This is a genomic window from Rhodovulum sp. PH10, assembly GCF_000293785.1.
Taxonomy (GTDB): domain Bacteria; phylum Pseudomonadota; class Alphaproteobacteria; order Rhizobiales; family Xanthobacteraceae; genus Rhodoplanes.
On the sequence record NZ_AKZI01000076.1, the window covers coordinates 1 to 11,947 of the forward strand.

Genomic DNA, 11,947 nt, shown 5'->3' on the forward strand with positions numbered 1-11,947 from the left:
CACAGTCCCCCGAAATCACTCACTCAATTTTCGGTCAGGCTCTGAGGATCGGACGTCCGAACTCGGCTTCGGCAGGTCGCGCGATCTCGGTTTCATGCTCTGGGACATCGACCACGCCGGCGATCGCGCCTCGCTGTTCTTTCGGGCGACGCTCGACGACGGCGTACTCGCGGTGCCGCCGCCGGGCTCGCCGGAGATTCGCCGATGAGCGCGCTCGCCTCGCTGGTCCGCGCTTACGGGCGCATGGCGGACCGCAACGAGGTGCCACCGTTCGGCTACAGCACCGAGAGAATCGGCTTCGTGATCTCGCTCGACGCGGACGGAGTGCCCTCCGGTATCCCGTCGGATCTGAGAACGCAGGAGGGGCGCAAGGTGCTCGGTCGTCCGCTCGCGGTGCCGCAGGCGGTGAAGCGCACCTCGGGAAAAGCCGCGAACTTCTTGTGGGACAAGACGGCCTATGTGCTCGGCGTGACCGCCGGCGAGGGAAAGCGCACCGCCGAGGAGCACGCATTCTTCGTCGAGCAGCATCGCGACTGGCTCGCCGGCACCGACGACGAGGGGCTCGTCGCCCTGCTGCGCTTTCTCGATTGGTGGCGGCCAGAAGAGTTCGACGCACTCGGCTGGCCGGCGGACATGAAGGACGAGAACGTGGTGTTCGCGCTGGAGCGCGAGCGTCTCGACAGATATCTTCATGACCGGCCGGCGGCGCGCAACGTCTGGGCGGGTCGTCTCGGCGCGACGGGAGCGACCCGCGCGGCCTGTCTCGTCACCGGCGAGCACGGGCCAGTCGCGCGCCTACACCCGTCCATCAAGGGCGTATGGGGCGCCCAGACCGCCGGGGCCTCCATCGTCTCGTTCAATCTCGAGGCCTTCACGTCCTACGACCACGAGCAGGGCGACAACGCCCCCGTCTCCGAAGCGGCGGCGTTCGCCTACACCACCGCGCTGAACCGCTTCCTGGAGCGCGGCAGTCGCCATCGTCTGCAGATCGGCGACGCCTCGACGGTGTTCTGGGCCGAAGCCGACGATCCACAGGCCGCCACCGACGCCGAGGATCTGTTCGCAGCGGCGTTCGCGGAAGGCGTCGACGAGAACGCGGCGAGCGAGAGAGTGCGCGCCGTGCTCGACGCGATCCGAAACGGCCGCCCGGTCGCCGACATCGCGCCCGGGCTGCCGGCGGACGTCCGCTTCTACGTCCTCGGCCTGTCGCCCAACGCCGCGCGGCTGTCGGTGCGGTTCTATTTCGAGGGCGACTTCGGCGAGATCGGCCGCCGCTGGCTCGAGCACGTCGCGCGCCTGCGGGTGGTGCCGCCGCCGCAGGAAACAGCGCCGTCGATGTGGCGGATGCTGATCGAGACCGCGACGCTGCGCAGAAGCGAGAACATCCAGCCCAATCTCGCCGGCGAATGGCTGCGCGCCATCCTCGCAGGCGCGCCCTACCCGCTGACGCTGCTCTCCACTCTCATCATGCGCATGCGTGCCGACCACGACGTCAATGCGATGCGCGTCGCCATCCTCAAATCGGTATTGATCCGAAATTTCGGCATGGAGGTGCCCGTGGCGCTCGATCCCACCTTCGACGACCCCGGCTATCTGCTCGGGCGCTTGTTCGCCGTCTACGAGCAGGTGCAGTCCGCCGCCCTCGGCGGCATCAACGCAACCATCAAGGACAAGTTCTACGGCGCCGCATCGGCTCAACCCCGCAAGGTTTTTCACCTGCTCGAGTCCGGCTCGGCGAACCACCTGTCGAAGCTCGGCAAGCAGAAGCCGGGCCTTCGCGTCGTGCTGGAAAAGCAGATCGGGTCGATCATGGAGGTGATGTCGCCCGCCGACGATCCGTTCCCCGCGAGCCTGCCGGACCGGAGCCAGGCGCTGTTCGGGCTCGGCTATCACCATCAACGCAACGAGTTCTACCGCAAGGCGGACAAGCCTGCCGCCGAGGAGGCGCGCGCATGACCACGCCGGAAAAGACCCCGCTCGTCCACCGCCACGACATCGTCTTCCTGTTCGACGTCACCAACGGCAACCCCAACGGCGATCCCGACGCCGGCAACCTGCCGCGCATCGATCCGGAGACCAATGTCGGCCTCGTCAGCGACGTCTCGCTGAAGCGCAAGGTGCGCAACTATGCCGAGCTGGCGCGTGGCGCCGAGCCCGGCTACCGCATCTACGTCCAGGAAGGTTCGATCCTCAACGAGAAGCACCGCGAGGCGTACAAGGCGCTGCGCGACGACGGGAAGAGCGACGGCGCCAAGCTCAACCCGAAGAACGACGACGAGGCGCGGGCGCTGACCCGGTTCATGTGCGACAACTTCTTCGACGTGCGCACCTTCGGCGCGGTGATGTCGACCGGCATCAATTGTGGCCAGGTGCGCGGTCCGGTGCAGGTGGCGTTCGCCGCCTCGGTCGAAAAGATCCTGCCGCTCGAGATCTCGATCACCCGGATGGCCGCGACCACCGAGAAGGAGAAGGCCGACCGCGAGAAGAGCGAGGGCGACGAGCGCACCGACAACCGGACCATGGGGCGCAAGTACATCGTGCCGTACGGGCTCTATCGCGCCCACCTGTTCGTCAACGCGAAGCTCGCCGAGCGCACCGGCTTCTCGCAGGCCGATCTCGACCTCCTGTTCGAAGCTCTGAAGAACATGTTCGAGCACGACCGGTCTGCGGCTCGTGGCGAGATGGCGGCGCGCAAGGTGGTGGTGTTCGAGCATGCGAACGCGCTCGGCAACGCGCCGGCCCACGCGCTCTTCGAGCGCGTGAAGGTCCGTCGCCGGTTCGGCACCGACGTTTACGATCTCGGCGACCCGCGCCTCGACAATGCGCCGCCGGCGCGCCGCTTCGCCGATTACGAGGTGGCCGTCGCGCGGGACGGCCTCCCGGACGGTGTGGAGATCGTCGAGGTGCTCTGACGGAACGCGAGAATGGCCGCTCTCGACGATCCGGTGCCGATCTCCGCGCTCCAGCATGCGGTCTATTGCCTGCGCCAGGCGGCGCTGATCCATGTCGAGCGGATTTGGGAGGAGAACCGCTTCACCGCCGAGGGTCGCGTGCTGCACGACGTCGCGCACACCGCCGCCGAGCGGGGCGGACGCGGCGCCCGGCGGGTGACCGCATTGCCGCTGGCCTCGACCCGGCTCGGGCTCGCCGGAGTGGCCGATCTCGTCGAGTTCCGGCGCGGGCCGGACGGCGAGAAGGCGTTCCCGGTCGAGTACAAGCGTGGCAAGCCGAAGGCCCATCGTGCCGACGAGGTCCAGCTCTGCGCCCAGGCGCTGTGCCTCGAGGAGATGACGGGGCGGCCGGTGCCGGAGGGCGCGCTCTATTACGCCGAGCCGAAACGGCGGACGGTGGTTGCCTTCGATGCCGAGCTGCGCCGGCTGACCGAGGAGACCGCGCGCGCCTTCGTCGCACTGGTGGCGGAAGGGCGCACCCCACCCGCGGAGTGGCGCGCCGACCGTTGCCGGGCGTGCTCCCTGATCGAGGCGTGCCGGCCCAAGCTCGCGCGCCGCTCGGCCTCCGCCTACCTGGATCGCACCGTCGGCGCGCTGCTGGCCCGGGAGGCGGAGCCGTGAGGAAGCTCCTCAACACCCTCTACGTCACCACCGAAGGCGCCGGGCTGCGCAAGGACGGCGAAAACGTCGTCGCCGAGATCGACGGCGAGGAGCGTGCCCGTATGCCGCTGCACCGGATCGGCTCGGTGGTGGTGGTCGGCGCCGTCTACGTCTCGCCGCCGCTGATCGGCGCGCTGGCGCGGGCCGGCATCGCGCTGGTGCTGCTCGACCGCCAGGGCCGGTTCGAGGCGCGCGTCGAAGGGCCCGTGAACGGCAACGTGCTGTTGCGCAGGGCACAGTATCGCGCCGCCGAGGCGCCGACCGAGATCGTCCGCAGCATCGTCTCGGCCAAGATCGCGAACCAGCGGGCCGTCCTGCAGCGCGCGCTGCGCGACCACGGCAGCGACATGGCACCCGAGCGCCGCGGCGCGGTGGAGAGTACGGTCGAGCGCTTGGCGCGCATTCTGCGACGCGTGGCGTTCGAGCGCGAGGGGGCGGACGTGCTCCGCGGCGCCGAGGGCGAGGCGGCCAACCTCTATTTCGCGGTGTTCGACGATCTGCTCCGCGGCGTCGACCCGGCGATCCGCTTTCGCGGACGCAATCGGCGGCCGCCGCTCGATCCGGTCAACGCGCTCTTGTCGTTCCTCTACACGCTGCTCACCCACGACTGCCGCGCCGCCGCGGAGGCGAACGGGCTCGACCCGGCGGTCGGCTTCTTGCACCGCGATCGGCCGGGCCGGCCCAGCCTCGCGCTCGATCTGATGGAGGAGCTGCGGCCGGTGCTGGCCGATCGGCTGGCGCTGTCGCTGTTCAACCGCCGCCAGCTCGGCGCGCGCGACTTCGAGACTCGCGACGGCGGCGCCGTGCTGCTGACCGACGAGGCGCGCAAGACCGTGATCACGGCTTGGCAGGACCGCAAGAAGGAGGAGCGACGCCATCCCTTCATCGACGAGACGGCGCCACTCGGGCTCGTGCCGCACCTGCAAGCGCAGTTGCTCGCCCGGCATCTGCGCGGCGACCTCGATGCCTATCCGGCCTGGTTCTGGAAATAGATCGCCATGCTGGTGCTGGTCACCTACGATGTGCAAACGTCCGGGGCCGGTGGCGCCAAACGTTTGCGGCGCGTCGCCAAAGCCTGCCGCGATTATGGCCAGCGCGTGCAGTTCTCGGTGTTCGAGATCGAGGTCGACCCGGCGCAATGGACGGCGTTGCGGGTGACGCTGGAAGGCATCATCGATCCGGCCAGCGACAGCCTGCGCTACTATTTCCTCGGTGCCAACGGCAAGCGGAGGGTCGAGCACGTGGGCGCCAAGCCGACGCTCGACCTCGACGGGCCCGTCATCGTGTGACGGCGGGGTGCCGTCGCGAGCGGCTTCCGAGCGGCTCCGAGCGGCCGGTGGCGCACAGTCGATACCCATCCGTTTCCGGCGCCGAGTTCCGGTGCTGGGCCCCGGTGCCCGGCGTGCGCGAACCCCGAGCGTGTCGGCCCCACCCGGCCCCTTCGCGCCGGACGCAACACCTCGATCGTCCGACGACAACGGAGCGAGCCGAGCCCGACCGGCCGGCCGCCCTCCGGCGCGCTCGGGTGTTCGCGCATGCGGAAACATTCCGTTCGTCCGCCGAATGGCTTATCGAGAGGGCGTCGCCCCTCACGCAGGGGCGTGGATCGAAACATGGTGTTGGCGCAGCAAGGGCCGCAGATCGCCGGTCGCCCCTCACGCAGGGGCGTGGATCGAAACACCGCCGCGGTCTCGCTGGAGCCGGGCAAGTTGTCGCCCCTCACGCAGGGGCATGGATCGAAACAGGAAGTCCCGGATCGGGTGGAAGCGGTTGCGCATGTCGCCCCTCACGCAGGGGCGTGGATCGAAACGCACCTTCATCGAAATAATCGTCGGCGATGTCAGTCGCCCCTCACGCAGGGGCGTGGATCGAAACCCCAGCCACGGCCGGCCAAGATAAGCCATACGAACGTCGCCCCTCACGCAGGGGCGTGGATCGAAACCAGTCGCTGGCGGTAGGCTTCCCGTCGCGGTCGGTCGCCCCTCACGCAGGGGCGTGGATCGAAACACCCCTCCCTCGCCATCTGCGCCCGGCGCACGCGTCGCCCCTCACGCAGGGGCGTGGATCGAAACCCAGAGGCTATTGATCATGGCGACGCCGGCCTGACTCGCCCCTCACGCAGGGGCGTGGATCGAAACGACGTCGTCGATCGACTGCAGAAGGTCACCGACTGTCGCCCCGCGCACCGGAGCGAGGAGCCAAACACGTCGCGCGTCGGTCTCTCGCCGTCTCCTGGCGCTGCGGTCGCAGGCCGATCCGCACGCGTCCGTGAGCCGGTCGTAGGCCGGTGCGGACGATTACCGTCCACCGGGGTCGAACGGCTTCGGCTCGCGCGCCCACTTCGGCTGCCGCTGCAACTCGCGCTCTGGCTTCGGCTCGCACTCTCACTTCGGCTCCCGCGACGGCTCCCACTTCGGCTGCCGCTGCAACTCGCGCTCTGGCTCGCGCTCCGGCTTCGATTCCGGCTCCCTCTCCCACTTCGGCTCGCGCTCCTGCTTCGGCTCTCACTTCGGCTCGCGCTCCTGCTTCGGCTCTCACTTCGGCTCGCGCTCCTGCTTCGGCTCGTGGGCCGGCAGCATCACGAGGTCGCCGGCGCAGAACGTCTCGACGCCGACCCGCGCGGCGACGTCGAGGAGGTCGAGATAGCGATCCCAGGCGGTCGCGCGCGCCGAGGCGAGCCTGGTGCGGGCCGCTGACGAGCCCAACAGCCCGTCGAGCGCGGCGAGGTCGTCGCCGAGCGCATCGGTGCAGTGGATCAGCCGGCCGACCAGGGCGATCACCTCGGCGAGGTGCCGGCGGAACTCCTCCGGCACCCCGTCCGTCACGTCCGGCGGTCCCGCGATCGCCGCCGCGCCCGAGCCCGGGCGCGGCGCGTGGAGTGGAACGACGTTCGTCATCGCACGCACCCGTCGTTCGGCTCAGGCCGCCCGCACGCCGGCGAGGAAGCGGTCGACCTCGACGCGCAGCCGGCTGCTCTCCTCGGAGAGCGCGTGGGCGGAGGCGAGCACCTGGGCGGAGGCCGAGCCGGTCTCGCCCGCTCCCTGGCTCACCTTGGTGATGTTCGAGGCGACCTGGGTGGTGCCGAGCGCCGCCTGCTGCACGTTGCGGGCGATCTCGGAGGTGGCGGCGCCCTGCTCCTCCACCGCCGCGGCGATCGCCGCCGAGATCTCGGCGATGTGGCCGATGGTGCCGCCGATCTCCTTGATGGCGGAGACCGAGTCCTGGGTCGCCGCCTGCATGCCGGAGATTTGGCTGGCGATCTCGCCGGTCGCCTTGGCGGTCTGCGCGGCGAGCGCCTTGACCTCCTGCGCCACCACCGCGAATCCCTTGCCGGCTTCTCCGGCGCGGGCCGCCTCGATCGTCGCATTCAAGGCCAACAAGTTGGTCTGCTCGGCGATCGCGGTGATCAGCTGCACCACGTCGCCGATCCGGTTGGCCGCCTGCGACAGCTCGGTGATGCGGCCGTCGGTCTTCTCGGCCTGCCGCACGGCGTCGCCGGCGATCCGGGTCGATTCCTGCACCTGCCGGCCGATCTCGCCGACCGAGGAGGACATCTCGTCGGCGGCGGAGGCGACCGACTGGACGTTGGCGGAGGCCTGCTCGGAGGCGGCGGCGACCGTCGCCGACAAGCCCTGGGTGCTCTCGGCGGTCTCGGTGAGCGTGCCGGCGGCGGCCTCGAGCTCGGTCGAGGCGGAGGACACCGTCTCGACGATGTGGCCGACCGCGCTCTCGAACGATTCGGCGAGCCGATGCATCTCGGTGCGGCGCGCCTCGGCGAGCCGGCGGTCCTGCCCCGCCTTCTCCTCGGCCTCGAGGCGCGCCTTCTCGGCGGCCTTGAGCTTGAACGCCTCGACCGCCCCGGCGATCTCGCCGACCTCGTCCTTGCGGCCGATGCCCGCCAGCACGACGTCGAAGTCGCCATCGGCGAGCCGCCGCATGCCGGCGGCGAGCGCCGTGATCGGCCGCGCGACGCCGAAATGGGCGATCACGACGGCGAAGCCGAGCGCGAGCGCGACGCCGACGCCGATCATCGTCGCGGTGGTCAGCTGGGCCGAGGCGGCGGTCGCCGAGAGGGCGTCCGAGCCGGCCTTGATCTCGGTGTCGAACCCGGTGCCGATCGCGAGATTGTCGGCCATCAGCTTGGCGATCGGCGGCTCGACGGTCGCCTGCAGCAAGGCGAGCGCGCCGGCAGCATCGCCCCTCTCGACGAGAGCGATGATCGGCCTGGCGTTTCCACGGGTGTCCTTGAACAGGTCCTGATTGCGGTTCAGGCGATCGGCGTATTGCGGCGCCTTTTGCTTCGCCAGATCGAAATAGTGGGAGACCTGCCCCCCGACCTCTTCGATGTTCTTCAGCACGGCCTTCCCCGCCGCCGGGTCGGTCTGCACGATGTATTTGTATATCAGCATATTGTAGTTGTAGAGGACGCGATTGAGGCGGGCGAGGTCGATCCAGGCCTGCACGTCGTTGTCGAGGAAGCGCGAGTAGCCGGCGTCGACGCGCCCGAGCTTGTCGACCGCGTACCAGCCGCCGAAGCCGGCGACGGCCGCGAGCAGAAGGACGACGCTCAGAATTTTGGGCAGAATCCGGATGCGGGTGAGCAGAGACATTCGATCACTCCAGGCCAAGGTTCTCGATGAGCCGAGGTTCTCGTATGGCGGGCGCGGCGCGGGGGCCGCCGCGCACGAGTGTGCGTGTCGTGATCCGAGCAGAGCTCGCACGATCTGTTTTTCAGCGTGTCGTCGACGATGGAACGCGAGGTTTTCGCGTCACTCCATTACCGGTTCGCGGCGGTTAACGATAAGTTATCAAACAAAGAAAAACCGATGAAAAATCGTGGACTCCGCGCGCGGTCAAGGTAATGTAGCGGCCGACTTACGGTTTTACGCACCACTATCGAAAATCCGCAACGCGCCGGCAGCGTATTGGTTAGCCCGCAGCGCGCGACTACGCACCGACCATCCAGCCAGTCACATGTTCAGGAGGTTTCGAGTCTCGCGGACGACCGATTTCGACGTGCACAAACGATGTGCGCGCGCCGAAGCGCCGGAGATAGAAACCCTGGAGTTGTCGGGCGAAGGGCCTTTTCGCGGGGAGATTGCAATCTTCCCGTTCGAGCGGACCGGCGAAGGCTCGCGGCTGGTGTTCTCCGCCACCCGGCCGGAGATGGTCGCGGCGGCCCGTGCGACCAGCTCGGTCCGCATGATCATCGCCGGCACCTGCACGTTCCACGCCTTCTGCGGACCCCACGAGCGCACCATCCGCGGCAATCGCGCCACCTTCTTCCTGCCGGCGCGCGAGATGCGGGTGCGTATCGGCCCCGGACATTTCATCGGCATCCGCATTCCGCGCCCCCGGCTGCAGGCCGCGCTCGACCTGTTCGAGTGCGACCACGACCTCGGCGCGGTGCTCGACGCGGTGTGCTTCGAGCCGCAGCTCCACGGGTTCGGACGTTTTTCGGAGCGGGTGCTGCAGTTCGCCTCCGATCTCGACGGCGGGCCCGACGAGATCGTCGACCTCGTCGAGTTCCGACGCGCCAAGGAGCAGCTGCTGCGGCTGCGGGTCGCGCAACTTCTCGCCCGCGCGGCCGTGCCCGAACGCCGCCGCCGCACCGGGTCGAGCAGTCTCGCGCTCGCGCGCGCGGTCGAGTACATCCGGGCGCACGCCGACCGCACCTTCGATCCGGCGTCGATGGCGTACGAGGCGGGCTTGTCGATCCGCTCGCTCCAGCTGCTCTTTCGCCGCGAGTTCGATTGCACGATCGTGCAGTTCGTGCTGCGCCAGCGGCTCGCCAACGCCCGCGATCGGCTCGGCCGCGGCGATCCCGACACTACCGTCGGCGCAATCGCGCGGGCCTGCGGCTTCCACCATCTCGGCGAGTTCTCCCGCGCCTACAAGGACGCGTTCGGCGAGCTGCCGCGCCAGACGCTGCACAACGCCCGGCGCTGGGTGCCGCCGGCGAGCGGCACGCGCTGACCGCCGATCTTTTTGCGCCACCGACGGCCGCGATTCGGGACGGCGCGGCGGAGCCGGGCGGCGCAAGAGCACCGACGGCTCGTGCGTGAACACGCCACGGCTCGTGCGTGAACACGCCGAAGCGCACCCGCCGCGTGCCGGACGGCATTCACTCGCCAAAAACCGCCGAGACCACAGCCGGAACCAGCAGGTCGCGGTCAGCACCATCGGGGGGACAGTCAAGCGCCCCGGACAGCAGTTTAGAATGATATAAAGTGGCACCTCGGTGGCGGAAGTTTGACATGCCTCAACGCCGCACTGCGGCATCGGGCGCTCGATTGCGCGGTCGGAATGCTTCTTGTTCCAATTCTAAAAAGACCGGAGTCGAGCCATGAAGAGATTCTTGCTGGCCGCGACGATGCTCGCCTGTGCCGGCTTGCCTGCTTCGGCAGACGACCAAGCGCTTCTGAAAGACGCGCGCAGCTATTTTCAGCCGATCCCCTCCATGGTCCCCGCCGTGAAGGACAATGCGGTCACCCGCGAGAAGATCGAGCTCGGCAAGATGCTGTTCTTCGATCCGCGGCTGTCGGGCTCGCAGCTGATCAGCTGCAACACCTGTCACAACCTGGCGATGGGCGGCGACGACAACCTCGAGACCTCGATCGGCCACGGCTGGGCCAAGGGGCCGCGCAACGCGCCGACCGTGCTCAATGCGGTGTTCAACAAGGCGCAGTTCTGGGACGGCCGCGCCGCCGACCTGAAGACCCAGGCCAAGGGGCCGATCCAGGCCGGCGTCGAGATGAACAACACGCCGAAGGTCGCCGAGGAGACGCTGCGCTCCATTCCCGAATACGTCGACAAGTTCGAGGTCGCCTTCCCCAACGAGAAGCAGCCGGTGACCTTCGACAACGTGGCGAAGGCGATCGAGGCGTTCGAGGCGACCCTGATCACGCCGGCCTCGCGCTTCGACCAGTTCCTCGACGGCAATCAGAACGCCCTCGACGCGACCGAGAAGAAGGGCCTCGCGCTGTTCATGTCGAAGGGCTGCGTCGGCTGCCACTCGGGCGTCAATGTCGGCGGCCAGGACTATTACCCGTTCGGCGTGGTCGAGAAGCCGGGCGCCACCATCCTGCCCGAGAAGGATCGCGGCCGCTTCGAGGTGACCAAGACGGCCGACGCCGAATACGTCTTCCGCGCCGGCCCGTTGCGCAACATCGCGCTGACCGCGCCCTACTTCCACTCCGGCAAGGTGTGGGACCTCAAGCAGGCGGTGTCGGTGATGGCGACCAGCCAGCTCGGCGAGAAGCTGAACGACACCGAGATCGGTCAGATCACCGCGTTCCTGCACACCCTGACGGGCGAGCAGCCGCGGGTCGAGATCCCGATCCTGCCGGTCAGCAACGAGAACACGCCGAAACCCGACACCACGCTCGTCAAGAACTGACGGCCGTCACCATCGCGCCCGCACGATCGGGCCCGCCGGCTGAGGCTTTCCTTCGCCGGCGGCCGATCGGCGAGACGACGAACCAAACGGTCGAGCGCCGTGCGGACGCCGGTTCGCACGGCCTTTTTGCGTCGCTCGCGATTTCGTCGCACGCGATCCGCAGCGCCCGGTTTCGCAACAGGCTTGCACGAGAGGTTTGCGCGCCAGAATGGCGTGCGCGCGTTATGGCGGCATCGGCGCGGCGGCCGGCCGACCAAGCGTCTCGCAGGCGGGCCCGCAAACGGGTCACCTCGAAAGCTCACCAGGCGTCGAACCAGCGCCCGACGTCGTGCACGATCGCCGCCACCAGGCAGGCGACGAGGCCGGCCCAGACGAGCCCGAGCCCGATCGCCTTGTTGGCGCGGATCAGCGTTTCTTTCTCGACGAAATGATGCGGCATGGGGGTGTCTCCGAACAAACGGCGTCACGACCCGACCGTCCGGACAATTTGGACAACGTGTGAAAAGGTCGGTGGTTCCGAAAAACGACAACGATACGAATGTGCAACGCACAATGGCATCGAAGCCCCGCCACCGTCAATCGGGCGTTGGTCGCAGGAGCCAACGACGCCTGGATGGGACCGGTCGTCGAGAGCCCGATCAGCGCGCGGTGTCGGTCGTCGTCTCGGGGGGCGGGGAAAAGCCGAAAAAGGCCGGATGCGGCGGCTGGCCCCGGTCGGTCCGATACGTCTGGTAGGACGGATAATTGCGGCCGTCGCCGCGCGGGCGGGGCGTCGGCACCGTGGCGGGCAGGGCCGCCTGCCAGCCGGAGGTCGTCCAGTAGCTCGGCCGCGCCGTGAGCCGGCTCGCGCTCGCCGCGGTGGGCCGGGCGGCGCTCCGGGCAGCGACCGGCGCGCTGTCGCGGGCGCGCGGCCGCGACACCGTGCGCACCGGCCGGC

The 11,947-nt window shown here is 68.8% G+C and carries 11 protein-coding genes, 1 pseudogene and 1 CRISPR repeat array; of the genes and pseudogenes, 8 read left to right on the top strand and 4 right to left on the bottom strand.

The features are described from left to right. The 6 genes and pseudogenes from A33M_RS24980 to cas2 form a co-directional block, all read left to right on the top strand. Nucleotides 1-208, top strand: a pseudogene (locus tag A33M_RS24980) (hypothetical protein); the annotation flags it as partial. Continuing rightward, on the top strand, nt 205-1,956 hold the full coding sequence (gene cas8c / locus A33M_RS13055) for a type I-C CRISPR-associated protein Cas8c/Csd1 (protein WP_008387836.1): 1,752 nt from the start codon (nt 205-207) through the stop codon (nt 1,954-1,956). The pseudogene A33M_RS24980 and the gene cas8c, both read left to right, overlap by 4 nt. After that, nucleotides 1,953-2,912, top strand: a complete 960-nt coding sequence (cas7c, locus tag A33M_RS13060; RefSeq protein ID WP_008387837.1) for a type I-C CRISPR-associated protein Cas7/Csd2 — start codon at nt 1,953-1,955, stop codon at nt 2,910-2,912. The genes cas8c and cas7c overlap by 4 nt, the downstream gene beginning before the upstream one ends. 12 nt (nt 2,913-2,924) lie before the next feature. Continuing rightward, nucleotides 2,925-3,572, top strand: a complete 648-nt coding sequence (cas4, locus tag A33M_RS13065) for a CRISPR-associated protein Cas4 (protein WP_008387838.1) — start codon at nt 2,925-2,927, stop codon at nt 3,570-3,572. Further along, nucleotides 3,569-4,603, top strand: a complete 1,035-nt coding sequence (cas1c, locus tag A33M_RS13070; protein WP_008387839.1) for a type I-C CRISPR-associated endonuclease Cas1c — start codon at nt 3,569-3,571, stop codon at nt 4,601-4,603. The genes cas4 and cas1c overlap by 4 nt, the downstream gene beginning before the upstream one ends. Before the next feature lie 6 nt (nt 4,604-4,609). After that, nucleotides 4,610-4,900, top strand: a complete 291-nt coding sequence (gene cas2, locus A33M_RS13075) for a CRISPR-associated endonuclease Cas2 (RefSeq protein WP_008387840.1) — start codon at nt 4,610-4,612, stop codon at nt 4,898-4,900. 292 nt (nt 4,901-5,192) lie between these two features. Further along, a CRISPR array of direct repeats spans nt 5,193-5,749; the repeat unit is 32 nt; unit sequence GTCGCCCCTCACGCAGGGGCGTGGATCGAAAC. 396 nt (nt 5,750-6,145) lie between these two features. Here the strand turns inward: cas2 and A33M_RS13080 are convergent. Next, nucleotides 6,146-6,508 (bottom strand): hypothetical protein, encoded by a 363-nt coding sequence (locus A33M_RS13080; protein WP_040620518.1) that lies wholly within the window; start codon nt 6,506-6,508, stop codon nt 6,146-6,148. Nucleotides 6,509-6,529: 21 nt separating this feature from the next. Continuing rightward, entirely contained in the window at nt 6,530-8,221 is a 1,692-nt protein-coding gene (locus A33M_RS13085; protein WP_008387844.1) for a methyl-accepting chemotaxis protein, read from the bottom strand. A 406-nt stretch (nt 8,222-8,627) separates the two neighbouring features. On the opposite strand from A33M_RS13085, the gene A33M_RS22435 reads away from it, so the two are divergent. Both A33M_RS22435 and A33M_RS13095 read left to right on the top strand, forming a co-directional pair. Then, nucleotides 8,628-9,587, top strand: a complete 960-nt coding sequence (locus A33M_RS22435) for a helix-turn-helix domain-containing protein (RefSeq protein ID WP_157223458.1) — start codon at nt 8,628-8,630, stop codon at nt 9,585-9,587. 370 nt (nt 9,588-9,957) lie between these two features. Then, a complete protein-coding gene (locus A33M_RS13095; RefSeq protein WP_008387846.1) occupies nt 9,958-11,010 on the top strand; it encodes a cytochrome-c peroxidase in 1,053 nt (350 codons plus the stop codon). A gap of 298 nt (nt 11,011-11,308) precedes the next feature. Here the strand turns inward: A33M_RS13095 and A33M_RS23960 are convergent, their stop codons facing one another. Next, nucleotides 11,309-11,449, bottom strand: coding sequence for a hypothetical protein (locus A33M_RS23960; protein WP_008387847.1), 141 nt, complete (start codon nt 11,447-11,449; stop codon nt 11,309-11,311). Between the two features lie 199 nt (nt 11,450-11,648). Continuing rightward, a partial coding sequence (locus A33M_RS13100) for a hypothetical protein (RefSeq protein WP_202801882.1) occupies nt 11,649-11,947 on the bottom strand: 299 nt, incomplete at its 5' end.